The following is a 17825-nucleotide window of genomic DNA, read 5'->3' on the forward strand; positions in this document are numbered from 1 at the left end:
ACCCACCGGGGACCGTCCGTCAGGGCAGCAGCGGCTGCAGCTTCGGCTCCAGCACCTGCTGCCGCCAGCCGGCCAGCGGGGCCGGCCAGATGCGGCTTCCCAGGTAGCTTTCCAGGTGCTTGCGCGAAGCCAGCACGCCATCGGGCAGGCCCAGTGACTGGCTCACCTGCGCTACCGCTTCCTGCAGCTTCTTCAACGCCTGCTTGTTGGCATCGGTAGCCTGCAGCAGCTGCGGCGCATCGGCTTCATCGTCCAACGGCGTGGTCAACGCCTGCCACACCGCCCCTGCCAGCTTGCGCGGGGCCTTCGGGAACTGGTCGAACACCTTGCCCAGCGCCGCTTCGTCCACCGGCGGGACGCGGGCGAGGGTAGCGGCCAGTTCGTTGTCCAGGATCCAGCTGCGCGGGCGGTCGCTGGCACGTGCCTGCTGGTCTCGCCAGCGCAGCAGGCGCAGCAGCCGGCGCTGCGCCGGTGCATCCAGGAACTGCGCCGAGCGCATGCCCAGGTGGGGCCAGCGCTCTTCGTCATGCTCCACGCTGGCCAGCAGGTGCTCGGCATCGTCGGCCAGCCACTGCTGGCGATCCTGCGCTTCCAGCTTCGCCACGATGGCATCGTGCAGTGCGAACAGGTGCTCGACGTCGTCGGCGGCATACTGCAGCTGCGCATCCGACAGCGGCCTGCGCATCCAGTCCGAGCGCGTTTCACCCTTCGCCAGTGCCACGCCGGTGATTTCCTGCACCAGCTTCTGGTAGCCCATGCCGCCGCCGATTCCCGCCAGCGAAGCGCCGATCTGGGTATCGAACAGTGGCCGCGGCAGCACGCCGCAGGTGTGTTTGAACGCCACCAGGTCTTCGCTGGCGCTGTGCATCACCTTGATGATGGAGGTATCGGTCAGCCACGGCGCCAGTGCCTCGGGCATGCCCGGGATCAGCGGATCGATCAGCAGGACTTCATCGCCGACGGCCATCTGCACCAGGGCCAGTTGCGGCCAGAAGGTGCGCTCGCGGATGAACTCGGTGTCCAGGCCGATGCGGGAGGGACGCAGCTGTTGCCGCGCCTGCAGTTCTGCGGGGGTGTTGATCCAGATTGCCACGGGGCGTTCGACTTCTCGCGTTTGCTCAGGAAGGGGAGAATAGCCTAACGTCGGCCCGCACCCCCGGCCTGAAGGAGTTGGTTTTGCGTCTGCCGCGCCCGTACCTGCTGTTGCCCGCCCTGTGCCTGCTGGGGGTGACCGGCTGCGGTGAGCCGTCGCCGGCGCCACGCGCGCCCGCTGCCACAGCGGCCGAGCCGGCGCCGCGCGCGCAGGATGCCCAGGCCGGTGGCGAAGCTACGGTGACTATCGGCGGCCAGGACGAAGCCGAAACGGTGCAGCGCTGGACGCCGCCGCCTGTGACCATCGACCCTGCCGAGCGCGCCGATGCGCGCCGCCGGGCCGAGCAGGCCCAGCGTGAGGGCCAGCTGTTTGAAACCAGCGATTCGGCCATTCCGCTGTGGCTGGCCCTGCTGGAGCAGGATCCGCAGGATCGTCGCGCCCGCGATGGCCTGCAGCGCGCGCAGCGGCAACTGCTGGTGCAGGCCAGGACCTTGCTGGCACAACCGCAGCAGCAGCGCATGGCACTGGCCGAAGCGGCCCAGATCGCACTGGTACTGCTGACCATTGCCCCGGACAGCGAGCAGGCGCGTGCGTTGCAGCGGCAGGTGGAAGTGGCCCAGCGCACGGTGGCGTTCAACCGTGCCGGCGAAGACGACCTGCGCGCCGGGCGGATCGGCGAGGATGGCGACGGCGCTCTGGTCAACTTCCGCGAAGCGCTCGCTCTGGACCCCGACAACATGCGTGCGCGACAGGGCCTGGCAGCAGCCGAAAGTGGTCTGATCGGACGGGCCGAGATCGCCGCACGGGCCGGGGATTTCGCCGCCGCAGGCACCTGGCTGGCCGAAGCCAGCAAGGTGCGCGATGCCGCCACGACCATCGCCGATGCCTTCGAGCGGATCGAGGCGATCCGTGCAGCTACCCTGGCCACGCTGCGTGCGCAGGGGCTGCGGGATCTGGCCACCCCACAGGGCCTGAAGGCGGCCGGCGAGAAGCTGGAGCAGGCCATGCGCATCGCCCTGCCGGGCAATGCGGACGTGGCGCTGTTGCGCGAGCGCATCGAGCTGGCCACGCATTACGGCAGCTTCCGCCCCGGCCAGGTGTTCAGTGATCCGCTGCGCGATGGCGGACGCGGACCCCGGATGAAAGTGGTGCCGCATGGTGGCTTCCAGATGGGCGCCGGGCTGCACGAACCCGGTGCCAGCGACGCCGAGCGACCGTCCCATTACGTGCGCTTCGAGCGCGGCTTCGCGATGGCGATGACCGAGATCACCGTGGCCGATTTCGCCCGTTTCGTGAAGGCCGCCAATGCCCGCCCGCGGGCTACCCGGCGAGGCCATTCCATTGTCTATGACGAGCGCAGCGGCAACTTCATCCGCCGCAGCGGGGTCGACTGGCAATCGGACTACGACGGCGGCCGTGCGCTGGCCAACCAGCCGGTGATGCATGTCAGCGTGCGTGACGCCGAAGCCTATGCGAACTGGCTGTCAGAGCAGACCGGGCGCTCCTACCGGCTGCCGAGCGAGGCCGAGTTCGAATACGCGGCGCGCGCGGGGGCGTCGGGCCGTTATCCCTGGGGCGAGGCCGGGGTGCCGCCGCCGGACTCGGGCAACTTCACCGGCAGCCTGGACGTTTCGCCCACCGGGCGGCGTTGGGCCAACGCCTTCATCGGCTACGGCGACGGTTACTGGGGCGCCGCGCCGGTGGGGATGTTCAAGCCCAATGCCTGGGGCCTGCATGACATGGGTGGCAACCTCAGCGAATGGGTCGCCGACTGCTGGCACGCCAGTTACCGGCGTGCGCCGTCCGATGGCGCGGCCTGGTTCAATCCGGGCTGCCGCGCGCGGGTGATCCGCGGTGGCAACTGGGCCAATGCCCCCGAACAGACCCGCGCGGCATGGCGGCAATCGCAGGATTCGGACACCACCAGCGGGCGGATCGGCTTCCGGCTTGTGCGCGGCATCTGAGCTGCACGCCATCTGGGCTAGGATGAGCCGTTACCCGCCGGCCCCGGCGGGCCTGGCCAGGACGCATATCGATGCGCAACGATCCGTTCTCCCGTTCTTCGCAGCAGGGCCCGCGCCGCGGCGGCCTGTTCGGCAATGTCCGTTGGCTGGTGCTGCTGGCCTTCGCCGGCTACGCCGCGTTCTACTGGTTTTCCAACCGGTCGGTGGATCCATACACCGGCGAGTCGGTGCTGATCGACAGCACCCTGGACGTGGATCAGGAAAAGGCGCTGGGCCTGCAGGCCTACCAGGAGATCCTGGCGCAGGAGCGGCCGCTGGACCCGAATGCGCAGGTGTCGCGCGACGTGCGTGAGATCGCCCAGCGGCTGATTGCCAAGGTCGACGTGGTGGAAACCGCGCTGGCTGAAGAACATGGGCTGAAGCCGGGACATTTCTCGCGCGGGTTCGATTGGGAAGTCAACGTGATCCAGTCCGACCAGGCCAATGCGTTCTGCCTGCCGGGCGGCAAAATGGCGGTGTATACCGGGCTGGTGCCGGTGGCGCAGACGCGCGATGCGATGGCCGTGGTGATGGGGCATGAAATCGCCCATGCGCTGTTGCGCCATGGTGCGCAGCGCATGGCCCAGCAGAAGCTGACCCAGATCGGCCAGATGGCCGGTGCGGCCAGTGGCATGGACCCACAACAGCAGCAGATGGTGATGGCGGCGATGGGCTACGGCTACCTGCTGCCGTATGCGCGCGGCCATGAAACGCAGGCCGATGAAGTGGGCCTGATGCTGGCTGCGGCGGCGTGTTTTGATCCGCGCGAGGCAGTGCCGCTGTGGGAGCGCATGGGCCAGGCCAGCGGCGGGCAGTCGCAGCCGGAGTTCTCTTCAACCCATCCCAATCCGGGCACGCGCATCCAGAACCTGCAGGCGTTGATGCCCAAGGCGATGCAATACCGCCAGCGGTTCTGCGAGCAGGCGGGGCAGTAGGGCGGAGGACGGCCAGCGGCCGTCAGGACCGGGTGCGTGTGACCTGCAGGTCGATGACCCCATCGCCGACCTTGGCCTGCAGTGCGTCGCCGGGTTGGACCTGGCTCACGCTGCGGACCAGCTGGCCATCGTCGGTACGGGTCAGGATGCTGTAGCCACGGGCCACCGTCGCCAGCGGGCTGACCGCTTCCATGGAACGGGCCAGTCCACGCAGGCGCAGCGCGTCGTTCTGCAGTTGGCGCTGTATTGCGGCCTGCGGGCGACCGCGCAGGGCCAGCAGACGGCGCTGCAGGCCTTCCAGCTGGCGCTGCGGATGGAACCCGCGCAGCACTGCCGCCGCATGCCGCAGGCGCGCCGTACGTTGCTGCCCCTGCTGCTGGCGTACCGCCTGCAGGCGCCGGCCGAGGTCGGCATGGCGCCGTTGCAGCAGCTGCAGCCGGGCCTGTGGGCTGCAGGCATTGAGCCGCAGCAGCAGGCGGTCCGCGCGCTGCATCGCCTGGCCCAGCGCATGCCGGTGCAGCTGCTGCAGGCGCGCTGCGTCACGCCGCAGGCGGCGGGCCAGGTCCTGCTGGTCGGGCACCAGCAGTTCGGCGGCCACCGACGGGGTCGGCGCGCGCAGGTCTGCTGCGAAGTCAGTGAGGCTGAAGTCGGTTTCGTGACCGACCGCGGACACTACCGGCGTGCGGCTGCCGGCCACCGCGCGGGTCAACGCTTCATCGTTGAACGCCCACAGGTCTTCCAGCGAGCCGCCACCGCGGGTCAGCAGGATTACGTCGTAGCGGCCGCTGACGTCGGCGGCCTGCAGCAGGCGGGTGATCTGCGGCGCCGCCGAATCGCCCTGCACCAGCGACGGCAGCAGGTCGACCTCGAGCAGCGGGAAGCGCCGGGCGAGCACGCTCAATACGTCGCGCACCGCCGCGCCGGTAGGCGAGGTGATCACCGCCAGGCGCTGAACGTGGGCGGGCAGCGGGCGCTTGCGCGCCGGGTCGAACAGGCCTTCGGCTTCCAGCCGTGCCTTCAGCTCCTCGAAGGCGCGGCGCAGGGCCCCTTCGCCGGCTTCTTCCATGTGGTCGATCACCATCTGGTACTCGCCACGTGCGTCGTACAGCGTGACCCGGCCGCGCACCAGCACGCGCATGCCCTCGCGGGGCACGAAGCGCAGCGTGGACGCCTTCATCCGGAACATCGCCGCGCGCAGCTGTGCGCGTGCGTCCTTCAGGGTGAAGTAGATATGGCCTGACGAGGGACGCGCCACGCTGCCGAGTTCGGCCTCCACCCAGATGGCCGGGAAACTGCCTTCCAGCAGGTCACGCGCCAGCGTGTTGAGCTGGCTGGGAGTGAGGACATCGATGCTGCGCTGCTGCATGGGCACTCAACGGGTCTTTCTGGATCAGGCCACCATGGTCGCACGTCGGACGCGGGCGATCACGCCGCGCCGTGCTGCCCCAGCGCCCATTGCACGTGTTCGCGCACCAGCGCCGAATCGTGCGTGCTACGGGTAGCCAGCGCCTCCACCACCTGCGGTGAGGTCGGTGCGTTGCCCAGCGCCACGGCGATGTTGCGCAGCCAGCGCTCATGGCCACTGCGGCGGATCGGGCTGCCTTCGGTGCGCTGCAGGAACTCCGCTTCGTCCCAGCTGAACAACTCGTCCAGGCGCGCGCGGTCCAGGTTGTTGCGTGCGCGGAAATCGGCTTCGTCGGTGCGCTTTGCAAACTTGTTCCAGGGGCACACCAGCTGGCAGTCATCGCAGCCGTAGATGCGGTTGCCGATAAGCGGTCGCATCGGCTCGGGGATGGCACCGTCGTGTTCGATGGTCAGGTAGGAAATACAGCGCCGCGCATCCAGCCGCTGTGGAGCGATGATGGCCTGGGTGGGGCACACCTCGATGCAGCGGGTGCAGGTGCCGCAGTGCGCGCTGGCAGGCTGGTCGATCGGCAGCGGCAGGTCGATGTAGATCTCGCCAAGGAAAAACCAGGAGCCGCCGTGGCGATCGATCAGGCAGGTGTGCTTGCCGATCCAGCCCAGGCCGGCATCGCGGCCGAGCGCGCGTTCCAGCACCGGCGCGGAGTCGACGAACACGCGGAAACCCAGCGGCGCCACTTCATCGCTGATCTGCGCGGCCAGCTTCTGCAGCCGGTTGCGCATCAGCTTGTGGTAATCGCGGCCCAGCGCGTAGCGCGCGACGTAGGCACGGCCCGGATCGGCCAGCGTGGCCCAGGCTTCGGTGTCGTCCTTGTGGCTGTAGTCCATGCCCAGCGAGATCACCCGCACGGTGCCGGGCAGCAGTTCGGCCGGCCGCGCGCGCAGCGTGCCGTGCCGCGCCATCCAGTCCATCGTGCCGTACAGGCCCTGGCCCAGCCAGTCCGCCAGGTGCGCCTCGTCTTCGGCCAGGTCCACCCCGGCGATGCCGCAGCGCTGGAAGCCATGCGCACGCGCCAGGGCGCGGATGCGCTGGACGGCGAGCGCCGGATCCAGGCCGGCGGGCAGGGGGGGGGAATCGGGATGCATGCCCGCAAGTATAGAATCCCTGCATGCTGGACCCTTCCGCTCTGTTCGATTCCGCTGCCGCCCGTTCATTGGATGCGCGCGCTTCCGCGCTGGCCGGTGATGGCGGCTGGTCGTTGATGGCTGCCGCCGGCAAGGCCGCGTGGCAGTGCCTGCTGCAGCATTGGCCCGATGCCCGGCACATCGCGGTGGTGGTGGGGGCAGGCAACAATGGCGGCGATGGCTGCGTGCTGGCCCTGCATGCGCTGCAGGCCGGCCGCCAGGTCAGCGTGCTGACCCTGCCGGGCACATCGCCGTCCACCGCGCTGAGTGCCCGTGCCGCCGCCGAGCTGGCGCGCGCCGGTGGATGCAGCACCCCATTCGAGGGGCACCTGCCCGGCGCCGATGTGATTGTCGATGCGCTGTTCGGGCTGGGCCTGCGGCAGGCGCCGCGCGCTTCGGCGCAGGCGGTCATTGAAGCGATCAACGCGCAGGCTGCGCCCGTATTCGCGCTGGATGTGCCCAGTGGCATCGACGCCGACCGCGGCAGTGCGCCGGGTGCGGTGGTGCGCGCCACGCTGACGCTGCAGTTCATCGTGGCCCATCGCGGACTGCATACCGGCGAGGGACTGGAACATGCCGGCCAGTGCGAGCTGGCGACCTTGCCGCTGCCTGCAGATGCATGGGGCGGTGTGCACGTGGCCGCCGACTACTGGCAGCGCGACCGCCTGCCTGGATTGTTGCCGCCGCGTCGCCGCAACGCCCACAAAGGAACCTCCGGACATGTGCTGTGCGTGGGCGGCAACCATGGCAGCGGCGGTGCCCTGCTGATGACAGCGCACGCGGCGCTGCGGGCCGGTGCCGGCCTGGCCAGCCTGGCTACGCGCGGCGAACATATCGGCGCGGCGCTGGCACGGCTGCCCGAAGCGATGAGCCACGCGGTGGACTGCAACGCGGACCTGCAGGCGCTGCTGCAGCGGGCCAGCGTCGTCGCCATCGGGCCGGGGCTGGGGCAGGACGACTGGGCGCAGGCTCTGTGGCGTGATGCCCGCGACAGCGGCAAGCCGCTGGTGGTCGACGCCGATGCGCTGAACCTGCTGGCGCGCGATCCGCAGGCCCTCCCGCAGGCGATCCTCACCCCGCATCCCGGCGAGGCCGCGCGACTGCTGCAGACCACCACCGCTGCGGTGCAGGCCGACCGCTTCACCGCGGCCACTGCACTGGCCGAGCGCTTCCATGCGGTAGTGGTCTTGAAGGGTGCGGGCAGCCTGGTGGCGGCGCCGGACGGGCATACCGCCGTAATCGGCGCGGGCAATCCCGGCATGGCGGTCGGCGGCATGGGCGACCTGCTCACGGGCATCATTGCCGCCCTGCATGCGCAGGGTCTGGCGCCGTTCGAGGCCGCGGCCGGCGGCGCCCTGCTGCACGGGCTGGCCGGCGATGTCGCTGCTGCCGACGGCCAGCGCGGCCTGCTTCCCACCGACCTGCTGGCGCCGTTGCGCCGGCTCTGCAATCCGGATCCTGTCCATGCTTGAACTGCATCTCCCCACTCCCGAGCACACCGACCTGCTGGGCCAGGCGCTGGCGGCGACCCGCCCGGCGCAGGCATTGCTTGAACTGCAGGGTGACCTGGGCGCGGGTAAATCGACCACCGCACGCGCGCTGTTGCGTGCGCTGGGCGTGACCGGTGCCATCCGCAGTCCCACCTATACGCTGGTGGAACGCTACCCGCTGGCCGACGGCAGCGAGGCCTGGCACATGGACCTGTACCGGATCGGTGGAGCGGCCGAACTGGACTTCCTGGGCCTGGACGAGGGCGCCGCCTCGCTGTGGCTGGTGGAATGGCCGGAGCGCGGGGCAGGAGCCTTGCCGCCGACGGATCTGCGGCTCGAACTGGAAATGGCCGGCCAAGGCCGACGCGCCAGTCTCATTCCATTGAGCGATTCCGGTGAAGCCTGGGTGAAGCGACTGCATGAAGCTGGCGAGTTAGCTTCGCTTTCTGTATATCGACCGTAACAAACTGATGAAAGTTACGGATTATTAAGGGAAAAGGTTTGCAATCTGTTCAGCGCAGTGATTGAATCCTGAGCCATGCGCTTACCCTTCCGAACTCTTGCTCTCTGTGCTGCTGCCGGACTCGCCCTGGCGGGTGCCGACGCGTGGGCGGGTGAGATCAACCAGGTGCGCCTGGATACCGGTGCGACCGGCACCCGCGCCGAGATTTCGCTGGCCGGTTCTGGTGGCTACAAGACCATCGCGCTGTCCGGTCCGAACCGCCTGGTGGTGGATTTTCCGGACTCCTCGGCAGTGCGCGGACTGAAGCTGCCAGTCGCGCAGGGCGTGGTCACGGCGGTGCGTACCGGCCAGCCGGTGCCGGGCACCTTCCGCGTCGTGTTCGACCTTGCCGACAACGTGGCCCCGTTCAAGCCGCAGATGCAGCAGCAGGGCGGGCAGTCAAAGCTGGTCATTGAATGGCCTGGCGATGCGCCGGCCACGGCAGCCCACATGTCACCGCCTGCGAGCGCGCCGATCCCTGCGGCAGCTACGGCAGCGGCCACCCCGCCGCCGGCCACGGCAGTGAACGCCGCGCAGACCCGCAGCGATGCCGCGCGGGCCACCGCGCTGCTCACCGCACAGGTCCAGCAGCAGGCCACGGCTGCCGCCGTTGCGCCGGCCGCACCGGCAACGCCGCCCAGCACCACCACGGCCACCGTTGCCGGAACCGGCGCCGGAACCGGCGCCGCCACGCCTTCGCCGGCCGCCATCCTGGCCGGCCAGCCGACCCCGGCGCCGGTGCGTACCACCATCGCCGGCACCATGCCGACCCGTACCGGCGCTGCGGCCGCCCCTTCAGGCGCTACCTCGCAGCCGCCGGAAACCGCGCCGGTCGCGCCGCGTCCGAGCATGCCCAGCGACGTGGCGCGTGTGAGCATGAAGCCGGGCATGCGTCCGCTGGTGGTGGCCATCGATCCCGGCCATGGCGGCCAGGATCCGGGTGCCGTGGGCCCCAGCGGCAAGCGTGAGAAAGACATCACCCTGGCCGTTGGACGCGAGCTTGCCCGCCAGGTCAACGCGATGCCGGGCCTGAAGGCCTACATGACGCGCGACAGCGACGTGTTCATTCCGCTGCCCATGCGCGCACAGAAAGCGCGTGCGGCGAAGGCGGACATCTTCATTTCGATCCACGCCGATGCCGCGGAAAACCGCGCTGCGCGAGGCTCGTCGGTGTACGTGCTGTCCACCAAGGGCGCCTCATCGCAGCGCGCCCGCTGGCTGGCGGACAAGGAAAACGCGGCCGACCTGATCGGCGGCGTCAGCCTGCAGCGCACCGAGGGCACGCTGGCCAACGTGCTGTTGGACCTGGCGCAGAGCGGTTACATGAAGGCCTCCGAAGATGCTGCCAGCCATGTGCTGGGCGGACTGAAGCGGATCGGCAACAACCACAAGCCGAACATCGAACGGGCGAACTTCGCGGTGCTGCGCACCTCGGACATGCCGGCGATGCTGGTGGAAACCGCCTTCATCTCCAATCCGGATGAGGAGCGCCGCCTGATGGATCCGGCGTACCAGCGCAAGATCGCCGCCGCCGTGCTGGATGGCGTCAATGTGTTCTTTACCCGCCAGCCGCCCCCGGGAACCCTGTACGCCGCGCGTGCGCAGGCGGAGATGGAAGCGGCCAGCACCGTCGCCGGCGGCAGCAAGTAGCCGCGGTAGCGCCGAGCCATGCTCGGCGAGCGCAGCGGCGAAGCGGTGACGACCAACGGTCGTCACCCACAGCGGCCGTCACTACCGGCGCGGCGCGGCCGGAGCCGCCCATCCGCTATCATCGGCGGATGAAGTCAGCCTCTGTTTCCCACTCCATCCGCACTGTGCTCCACGCCTGCAGGCGGGCACGCGCATGAGCGCTACCATCCGTCCGCTGCCGGAGATCCTGATCAACCAGATTGCCGCCGGCGAAGTCGTCGAGCGGCCGGCTTCGGTGGTCAAGGAACTGGTCGAGAACGCGATCGATGCCGGTGCCACCCGCGTCGATATCGAACTGGAAGAAGGCGGCGTGCGCCTGATCCGGATCCGCGACAACGGCAGTGGCATCGCTGCCGAGCAGTTGCCGCTGGCGGTGTCCCGCCACGCCACCAGCAAGATCGCCAGCCTGGACGACCTCGAAGCGGTGGCTACGCTTGGCTTCCGGGGTGAGGCCCTGCCGTCCATTGCCTCCGTCAGCCGCTTCACGCTCGCCTCCCGGCGCGCGCAGGACGAGCACGGCTCGGCGTTGCAGATCGAAGGCGGAAAGCTGGGCGAAGTGCTGCCGCGCGCGCATGCGCCGGGCACCACCGTTGAAGTCCGCGAACTGTTCTACAACGTGCCGGCGCGGCGCAAGTTCCTGCGCGCCGAGCGTACCGAACTGGGGCACATCGAAGAATGGCTGCGCTCGTTGGCGCTGGCTCGCCCGGATGTGGAACTGCGCGTTTCGCACAATGGCAAAGCCTCGCGCCGCTACAAACCCGGCGACCTCTACTCGGATGCGCGCCTGGGGGAAACGCTGGGCGAGGATTTCGCCAACCAGGCCGTGCGCGTGGACCACAGCGGTGCCGGGCTGCGCCTGCACGGCTGGATCGCACAGCCGCACTATTCGCGCGCCAGCACCGATCAGCAGTACCTGTACGTCAATGGCCGCTCGGTGCGTGATCGCAGCGTGGCGCACGCAGTGAAGATGGCTTACGGCGACGTGTTGTTCCATGGCCGGCAGCCGGCGTATGTGCTGTTCCTGGAACTGGATCCGACGCGGGTGGATGTCAACGTGCACCCGGCCAAACACGAGGTGCGCTTCCGCGACTCGCGCCTCGTGCATGACTTCGTCTACCGCACCCTGAAGGACGCACTGGCCGATACCCGCGCCGGCATGGCCGCACATGAGATCGGCGCCGGTGTCGAAGCGCAGGCCCTTCCGCAGGCGATGACGCCATGGTCAAGCGGCCAGCCGGGCAGCGGAGGCGGTGGTGGAGGCTACGGTAACTGGGGCGCGCAGCAATCGCCGCTGGGCCTGCAGGTGGCCGATGCGCCGGCGGCCTACGCCGCGCTGTACGCCGGGCCTGCCGGCAGCCAGCAATCGCTGCCGCCGATGCCGTCCGAACGTGGGTTGCCGGTGACCAGCGCCGATGCCGGGGTGCCACCGCTGGGCTACGCGGTGGCACAGCTGCATGGCATCTACATCCTGGCCGAAAATGCCGAAGGCCTGATCGTGGTGGACATGCACGCCGCGCATGAGCGCATCGGCTACGAACGGCTGAAGAATGCCCACGATGGCATCGGCCTGCATGCGCAGCCACTGCTGGTACCGATCACCCTGGCGGTGGGCGAACGCGAGGCCGACACCGCCGAACGCGAGGCGGAGACCTTGACCGCACTGGGCTTCGACGTGACCCGTGCCGGCCCCGGCGCGCTACATGTACGCAGCATCCCGGCACTGCTCGCCAACGCCGAGCCGGAAGGCCTGCTGCGCGACGTACTGGGCGACCTGCGCGAACACGGCCAGTCGCGGCGCGTGGCCACCGCGCGCGATGAACTGCTGTCCACCATGGCCTGCCACGGCGCGGTGCGCGCCAACCGGCGATTGACGGTGCCCGAAATGAACGCGCTGCTGCGCGACATGGAAATCACCGAGCGCTCCGGCCAGTGCAACCACGGGCGCCCGACCTGGGCACGTTTTTCGCTGGCGGAGATCGACCGCTGGTTCCTGCGCGGACGGTGAAGGGGATGATCATGGGGAAGGGGTACAGCAGCGCCGGACTGATGCTGGCACTGGCGATGAGCGGCTGTGATGGCAAGGCACCCGCGGCGGCGCCGGCTGTGCAGGAAGATCCGGTCTTTGCACGGCAACAGCAGCAGTGGCGGATGCAGCGCTATCAGGAGCTGACCGCGCCGGATGGCTGGACCGCGCTGGTCGGCCTGCATTGGCTGGAGCACAAGGCGCATTACATCGGGCGTGGGCCGGGCAGTGGCATCCGCCTGGCCGCAGGGCCGGACAAGCTGGGCATGGTCAGCCGACAGGGGCAGCGCTGGTCGTTCACTCCCGAACGCGGCGTGCCGCTGAGCGTGGACGGGGCGGCGGTGACCGGACCGATCGCGTTCAACAGCGACCACGACCCGCAGCCCACCCGCATCGCCTTCGATGACGGCAAGGGGCAGCTCAGCCTGCTGCAGCGCGGACAGCGCTTCGCGCTGCGCATCAAGCATGCCGACGCCACCTCGCGCAGCGGATTCACCGGGCTGGACTACTGGCCGGGAGGACCGCAGTGGCAGGTGCGCGCGCGCTTCCTGCCGCACCCGGCCGGGAAAACGCTGCCGATCGTGGATATCACCGGCCTGACCACCGCCATGCCCAACGCCGGGCTGGTGGAGTTCAAGCATGACGGTACGACCTACCGGGTCGAGGCCATTGCCGAGCCCGGTGCACCACTGTTCCTGATCTTTGCCGACCGCACCAGCGGCCACGGCAGCTACCCGGCCGGACGCTACCTGGACACCGACCCGCCCGGCGCCGACGGCCATGTGCTGGTGGATTTCAACCACGCCTACAATCCTCCCTGCGCGTTCACTCCGTTCGCGACCTGCCCGCTGGCACCGCCGGAAAACCGGCTGGACCTGCGCATCGAGGCCGGCGAACGCGCCTACCACCCGCCCAAGGAAAGTGCGCCATGAAGCGTTCCGTCTCCCGCTGGATGATCGCCCCGCTGCTGCTGCTCGCTGCGGCCTTCAGCACCATCGCGGCAACGCCGGTGGCCGCGCCCAAGCCGGCGGCCACGCGCACCGCACCGGTGCCGCTGCTGTGGAAGGTGACCGGTGCCGGTGATGCCCGCGTCTATCTGCTGGGCTCGTTCCACCTGCTGCGACCGGAGGATTACCCGCTGGCCGCCGAGGCTGAAAACGCCTTCGACGCAGCGCAGCGCGTGGTGTTCGAACTGTCGGCGCAGGACATGGAATCACCGGAGCTGGCCGGCAGGATGGTGCAGGCGGCAATGCGCACCGATGGCAGCGAACTGCGCCGTGACCTCGGCGATGCCACCTGGGCCAGGCTGCAGGAATACGCCACGAAGAATCCGCTGCCGCTGGCGCAGATGCAGGGTCTCAAGCCGTGGTTCGTCGGGCTGAGCATCAGCATCGCGCAGATGCAGAAAATGGGGCTGGACCCCGCGCTCGGGCTGGACAAACACTTCATGGACCGGGCCGCCAAGGCGGGAAAACCGATCCTTGGCCTGGAAACCATCAATACACAGATCGGCGTGCTGGCCGGCATGAGCATCGCCGAACAGCGGCAGATGGTGGAAGAAGCGCTGGAACAATCCGACAAGGGCGATGCCGAGATCCGCGCGCTGCACGATGCGTGGCGGCGCGGCGACGACGTGCTGATGTGGAACCGCATGGCGGTGGACATGAAGCGGCAGTATCCGCAGCTCTATCAGCGCATCAACAGCGACCGCAACGATGCCTGGCTGCCGAAGCTGGAGCCGCACCTGCAGGCCGGGCAGGGCGGCACGCTGGTGGTGGTGGGCGCGCTGCACCTGCTGGGCAGCGATGGCGTGGTGGAGAAGCTGAAGGCCAAGGGCTACAAGGTGGAGCGGGTGCGCGCCAAGCGCTGAGCGCCGGCTGCTGGTGCGGTAACGAAAAACGGCGCGTCCGCAAGGGCGCGCCGTTCTGCATCAGGCCAGCGGCCGCGCCGGGATCAGCGCGTGCGGCCCTTGCCGCCGGTGCCGCCGGCGGTTTCGGTCGGCTTGTGCGCAGCGCCGGGACCGCTGCCCGAACGCGGCGCGGCACCGCCCGGCGCGCTGCCCGGCCGCGGACCGGTCCCGGTGGAGGTGCCGCCCGGGCGCGGCCCGAAGCCACTTCCCATGCTGCGCTGGAACTCCTGCCACAGCTCCATGTTGCGTTCTGTCAGCTGGTTCATCATCGCCCACGGCGTCTGCCCGAGCAGGTTGCCCATCTGCTGCCGGAACTGCTGCTGCTGGTCCAGGAACACCTGCATGCTGCGCTCCAGGTAATTGCCCATGAAGCCCTGCAGGGAATCGCCATAGAAGCGGATCAGCTGGCTGAGCAGCTGGGTGGAGAGCATCGGCTCGCCGTCCTGTTCCTGGTCGGCGATGATCTGCAGCAGGACCGAGCGGGTCAGGTCATCGCCGCTCTTGGCGTCGCGGACCTCGAAGTCTTCGCCGTCCAGGATCAACTGGCGCACATCCTCTATCGTGATGTAGCTGGAGATCTCGGTGTCGTACAGACGGCGGTTGGGATACTTCTTGATGATGCGGGTAGCAGCCATGAAGCAAGCACTCGTCACAGTAGACGCCCAGCATGGCGCAGCGCAGCACCCGTTGCAACGCCCGGAAGCCCTTGTGGCGGGCCCTGCGGGGCCGATCATGTTGCGCAGCAAGGCTTTTCATGTTGCGCAGCATTTTCGCTGCGGTACGGCCTGTCGGGCCCCGCGCGTGCGGCGAGCGCCACACTGCGCGGGCAGTCAGGGCGGTGGTCACCAGCCCATGTGGTGGCCGCCGTTGATGTCCAGGTTGCTGCCGGTGATCCAGGCCGCTTCGTCGTTGACCAGGAAGGACACGCCGTAAGCGATTTCCTCCGGCTTTCCGAGCCGCCCGGTCGGGATATCGGCGATGATCTTGGCGCGTACTTCCTCCGGCACCGCCATGACCATGTCGGTGGCCACGTAACCCGGGGAAATGGTGTTGACGGTGATCCCGAAGCCGGCATTCTCGCGCGCCAGGGAGATGGTGAAGCCGTGCATGCCGGCCTTGGCCGCCGCATAGTTGGCCTGCCCGTACTGGCCCTTCAGGCCGTTGATCGAGCTGATCTGGATCACCCGCCCCCAGCCGCGGCGGCGCATGCCCTCGATCACCGGACGGGTCACGTTGAAGACCGAGTTGAGGTTGGTGTTGATCACCTCATGCCATTGCTCGGCGCGCATCCGATGGAAGGTGGTGTCGCGGGTGATGCCGGCGTTGTTGACCAGGATCTCCACCGGTCCCAGCTCGGCTTCCACGGCACGCACCATCGCCTCGGCACTTTCCGGGCTGGACACATCGCCGGGGAAGATCGCGATCGCCAAGCCGCGAGCTGCCATGGCCTGCTGCCAGGCCAGCGCCTTGGCGTGGTCACGGTAGTTGGTGGCAACCCGGTGACCCTGGTCGGCCAGGCGTTGGCAGATGGCGGTACCGATGCCGCCGGTGCCGCCGGTGACCAGTGCGACGCGTGGAGTCATGCTGCGTTTCCGTAAACGTGGGGGGAAGGGGGATTCTGCAACATCACGGGCTGCTGTGCGCCTGCCGCGATGAAATGTCATGCAAGGGCACCCTGCTGCGATCAAATGCCGCCGCAGCCCGCTGCAGCAGGTCGGCCTGCGTGGCCGCGCCGGCCAGTGCAGCGGCGGGCTGTCCCAGCAGTTGCCAGAGCTGCCGCAGCACGGCCATCGGGTCGCCTTCGTGCACCGTCTGCGCCGCTTCGGACTTGGACAGTTTTCGGCCGTCGGCACCCAGCAACAGCGGCAGGTGGCCATAGGTGGGGGTGGGCAGCCCGAGTGCCCGCTGCAGCAGGATCTGACGCGCGGTCGAATCGAGCAGGTCCGCCCCGCGCACCACCTCGGTGATGCCCTGCGCGGCATCGTCCACCACCACGGCCATCTGATACGCCCAGCAGCCATCGGCGCGGCGCAGGACGAAATCACCGACATCGGCATGGACGTCCTGCTGCTGTGGGCCACGCAGCATGTCCTCGAACGACACCACGCTGGCGGGTGCTACGCGAAGGCGGATGGCAGGATCCGGGCGCGCATGGCGTGCAACGCAGCGGTGGTGGATGCCGCCGCTGGCAGCCAGCTCACTCCGGCTGCAATGGCAGGCGAACGCCTGGCCGCTGGCCAGCAGGGCATCCAGCGCGTGTTGGTAGGCGTCCTCGCGCTGGCTCTGCCACAGCACCGGGCCATCCGGGTGCAGGCCCAGGTGGCGCAGCAGGGCGAGCTGTGACTGCGCTGCACCGGGGACGGTGCGCGGCGGATCCACGTCCTCCACGCGCAGCAGCCAGCGCCCGCCGTGGTGACGGGCGGACAGCCAACTCGCGAAGGCGGCGAGCAGGGAGCCAGCGTGCAGCGGACCGGTGGGCGAGGGCGCGAACCGGCCGCAATGAATGGGGGACGTCATGCTGGCTGAATCGTCGGTCAGGTTGGCGCTTGAATTCAAGCTGAAGTCACCGCAGATTTAGCAACGTTACCCTCTCCAGAGCCAACTTTCCCCATGTTCAGTCGCATAGCCCTGTTCCTTCTTACCAACCTTGCGGTGCTGGTCCTTGCCGGTATCGTGATGTCGGTGCTGGGGGTCAATCCCGGCCAGATGAGCGGCCTGCTGGTCATGGCGGCGATCTTTGGTTTCGGAGGCTCTTTCATCTCGCTGCTGCTGTCCAAGTGGATGGCCAAGCGTTCCACCGGCGCGGTGGTGATCACCGAGCCGCGCAACGATACCGAGCGCTGGTTGTTGAAGACCGTTGAGCGCCAGGCGCGCGAAGCGGGTATCGGCATGCCGGAGGTCGCGGTGTACGACGGCCCGGAAATCAACGCATTCGCCACCGGTGCCAACCGCAACAAGGCGCTGGTCGCGGTGTCCACCGGCCTGCTGCACCACATGAGCGAAGACGAGGCCGAAGCGGTGCTGGGCCATGAAATCGCCCACGTCGCCAACGGCGACATGATCACCATGGCGCTGCTTCAGGGCGTGCTCAATACCTTCGTCATCGTGCTGGCCCGGGTGGTTGGCGGGGTGATCGACAGTGCTATGTCCGGCAACCGCGAAGGCGGCGGGCGGGGTATCGGTTATTTCGTGATCGTGTTCGTGTTGGAAATGGTGTTCGGCATCTTCGCCACCATGATCGCGATGTGGTTCTCGCGTCACCGTGAGTTCCGCGCTGATACCGGCGGTGCGCAGCTTGCCGGGCGGCAGAAGATGATTGCCGCGCTGGAGCGGCTGAAGGTCAACCATGGGCAGAGCACGCTGCCGAGCCAGGTCGCTGCGTTCGGTATTGCCGGCGGCATGGGGCAGGGCCTGCGCAAGCTGATGATGAGCCATCCGCCGCTGGATGAGCGGATTGCCGCGCTGCGTTCTTCTACGGCGGTCTGAATCCGGTTGGTCGAACGGGTGGGACCCCCTCGCGGGTGGCTCCAGTGCAACAGCCTTGGTCTGGGCCGGGCGGTGGGGCTGGTCGGGGGACGGCAAAAACTGCGTCCATGCGGGCCTCGTTTCGCGCCATCCATGGCGCTCAACGCCC

At 68.7% G+C, this 17825-nt stretch carries 14 protein-coding genes and 1 pseudogene; 9 read left to right on the forward strand and 6 right to left on the reverse strand.

Features of this window, described 5'->3' with window-relative positions; genetic code table 11:
* Positions 1-19: 19 nt before the first annotated feature.
* Entirely contained in the window at positions 20-1093 is a 1074-nt protein-coding gene (rnd, locus tag CXG43_RS15740) for a ribonuclease D (RefSeq protein ID WP_101100757.1), read from the reverse strand.
* A gap of 83 nt (positions 1094-1176) precedes the next feature.
* Here rnd and CXG43_RS15745 point away from each other — a divergent pair, with 83 nt between their 5' ends.
* Both CXG43_RS15745 and CXG43_RS15750 read left to right on the forward strand, forming a co-directional pair.
* On the forward strand, positions 1177-3057 hold the full coding sequence (locus tag CXG43_RS15745; RefSeq protein WP_232767840.1) for a formylglycine-generating enzyme family protein: 1881 nt from the start codon (positions 1177-1179) through the stop codon (positions 3055-3057).
* 71 nt (positions 3058-3128) lie between these two features.
* The gene (locus tag CXG43_RS15750; RefSeq protein ID WP_101100758.1) at positions 3129-4031 is read left to right on the forward strand and encodes a M48 family metallopeptidase; all 903 of its coding nucleotides are present in this window, start codon (positions 3129-3131) and stop codon (positions 4029-4031) included.
* A 22-nt stretch (positions 4032-4053) separates the two neighbouring features.
* Here the strand turns inward: CXG43_RS15750 and xseA are convergent, their stop codons facing one another.
* On the reverse strand, positions 4054-5397 hold the full coding sequence (gene xseA, locus CXG43_RS15755; RefSeq protein ID WP_101100759.1) for an exodeoxyribonuclease VII large subunit: 1344 nt from the start codon (positions 5395-5397) through the stop codon (positions 4054-4056).
* 59 nt (positions 5398-5456) lie between these two features.
* Positions 5457-6539, reverse strand: coding sequence for a tRNA epoxyqueuosine(34) reductase QueG (queG, locus tag CXG43_RS15760; RefSeq protein ID WP_101100760.1), 1083 nt, complete (start codon positions 6537-6539; stop codon positions 5457-5459).
* A 23-nt stretch (positions 6540-6562) separates the two neighbouring features.
* On the opposite strand from queG, the gene CXG43_RS15765 reads away from it, so the two are divergent.
* The 6 genes from CXG43_RS15765 (at position 6563) to CXG43_RS15790 (ending at position 14152) form a co-directional block, all read left to right on the forward strand.
* A complete protein-coding gene (locus CXG43_RS15765) occupies positions 6563-8050 on the forward strand; it encodes an NAD(P)H-hydrate dehydratase (RefSeq protein WP_101100761.1) in 1488 nt (495 codons plus the stop codon).
* Complete coding sequence (gene tsaE, locus CXG43_RS15770; RefSeq protein ID WP_101100762.1) at positions 8043-8531, forward strand: tRNA (adenosine(37)-N6)-threonylcarbamoyltransferase complex ATPase subunit type 1 TsaE; 489 nt, start codon at positions 8043-8045, stop codon at positions 8529-8531. Before CXG43_RS15765 ends, tsaE begins: the two co-directional genes overlap by 8 nt.
* Before the next feature lie 75 nt (positions 8532-8606).
* Positions 8607-10220, forward strand: a complete 1614-nt coding sequence (locus CXG43_RS15775) for an N-acetylmuramoyl-L-alanine amidase (protein WP_101100763.1) — start codon at positions 8607-8609, stop codon at positions 10218-10220.
* A 193-nt stretch (positions 10221-10413) separates the two neighbouring features.
* Positions 10414-12264, forward strand: a complete 1851-nt coding sequence (gene mutL / locus CXG43_RS15780; RefSeq protein WP_101100764.1) for a DNA mismatch repair endonuclease MutL — start codon at positions 10414-10416, stop codon at positions 12262-12264.
* An 11-nt stretch (positions 12265-12275) separates the two neighbouring features.
* On the forward strand, positions 12276-13214 hold the full coding sequence (locus CXG43_RS15785; protein WP_101100784.1) for a DUF1684 domain-containing protein: 939 nt from the start codon (positions 12276-12278) through the stop codon (positions 13212-13214).
* Entirely contained in the window at positions 13211-14152 is a 942-nt protein-coding gene (locus tag CXG43_RS15790; protein ID WP_101100765.1) for a TraB/GumN family protein, read from the forward strand. The genes CXG43_RS15785 and CXG43_RS15790 overlap by 4 nt, the downstream gene beginning before the upstream one ends.
* 83 nt (positions 14153-14235) lie before the next feature.
* On the opposite strand, the gene phaR is transcribed toward CXG43_RS15790, so the two are convergent.
* The 3 genes and pseudogenes from phaR to gluQRS all read right to left on the reverse strand — a co-directional run bounded on the left by phaR (position 14236) and on the right by gluQRS (position 16708).
* Entirely contained in the window at positions 14236-14826 is a 591-nt protein-coding gene (gene phaR, locus CXG43_RS15795; RefSeq protein ID WP_101100766.1) for a polyhydroxyalkanoate synthesis repressor PhaR, read from the reverse strand.
* 207 nt (positions 14827-15033) lie between these two features.
* Positions 15034-15774, reverse strand: coding sequence for a beta-ketoacyl-ACP reductase (locus tag CXG43_RS15800; protein WP_101100767.1), 741 nt, complete (start codon positions 15772-15774; stop codon positions 15034-15036).
* Positions 15771-16708 (reverse strand): annotated as a pseudogene (gluQRS, locus tag CXG43_RS15805) (tRNA glutamyl-Q(34) synthetase GluQRS). The gene CXG43_RS15800 and the pseudogene gluQRS overlap by 4 nt, the downstream one beginning before the upstream one ends.
* A 93-nt stretch (positions 16709-16801) precedes the next feature.
* On the opposite strand from gluQRS, the gene htpX reads away from it, so the two are divergent.
* On the forward strand, positions 16802-17677 hold the full coding sequence (htpX, locus tag CXG43_RS15810; RefSeq protein WP_101100769.1) for a protease HtpX: 876 nt from the start codon (positions 16802-16804) through the stop codon (positions 17675-17677).
* The last annotated feature ends 148 nt before the right edge of the window (positions 17678-17825 follow it).

It is taken from the genome of Stenotrophomonas sp. Bg11-02 (assembly GCF_002836635.1).
Classification (GTDB): domain Bacteria; phylum Pseudomonadota; class Gammaproteobacteria; order Xanthomonadales; family Xanthomonadaceae; genus Stenotrophomonas; species Stenotrophomonas lacuserhaii.

What these genes read in the sequence shown, in the direction of transcription:
- CXG43_RS15785 (WP_101100784.1), top strand. Translation starts at nt 12,276, where the DNA reads ATGGGGAAGGGGTACAGCAGCGCCGGACTGATGCTGGCACTGGCGATG.
- tsaE (WP_101100762.1), top strand. Translation starts at nt 8,043, where the DNA reads ATGCTTGAACTGCATCTCCCCACTCCCGAGCACACCGACCTGCTGGGC.
- CXG43_RS15750 (WP_101100758.1), top strand. Translation starts at nt 3,129, where the DNA reads ATGCGCAACGATCCGTTCTCCCGTTCTTCGCAGCAGGGCCCGCGCCGC.
- CXG43_RS15800 (WP_101100767.1), bottom strand. Translation starts at nt 15,774, where the DNA reads ATGACTCCACGCGTCGCACTGGTCACCGGCGGCACCGGCGGCATCGGT.
- xseA (WP_101100759.1), bottom strand. Translation starts at nt 5,397, where the DNA reads ATGCAGCAGCGCAGCATCGATGTCCTCACTCCCAGCCAGCTCAACACG.
- phaR (WP_101100766.1), bottom strand. Translation starts at nt 14,826, where the DNA reads ATGGCTGCTACCCGCATCATCAAGAAGTATCCCAACCGCCGTCTGTAC.
- CXG43_RS15765 (WP_101100761.1), top strand. Translation starts at nt 6,563, where the DNA reads ATGCTGGACCCTTCCGCTCTGTTCGATTCCGCTGCCGCCCGTTCATTG.
- htpX (WP_101100769.1), top strand. Translation starts at nt 16,802, where the DNA reads ATGTTCAGTCGCATAGCCCTGTTCCTTCTTACCAACCTTGCGGTGCTG.
- queG (WP_101100760.1), bottom strand. Translation starts at nt 6,539, where the DNA reads ATGCATCCCGATTCCCCCCCCCTGCCCGCCGGCCTGGATCCGGCGCTC.
- CXG43_RS15775 (WP_101100763.1), top strand. Translation starts at nt 8,607, where the DNA reads ATGCGCTTACCCTTCCGAACTCTTGCTCTCTGTGCTGCTGCCGGACTC.
- CXG43_RS15790 (WP_101100765.1), top strand. Translation starts at nt 13,211, where the DNA reads ATGAAGCGTTCCGTCTCCCGCTGGATGATCGCCCCGCTGCTGCTGCTC.
- mutL (WP_101100764.1), top strand. Translation starts at nt 10,414, where the DNA reads ATGAGCGCTACCATCCGTCCGCTGCCGGAGATCCTGATCAACCAGATT.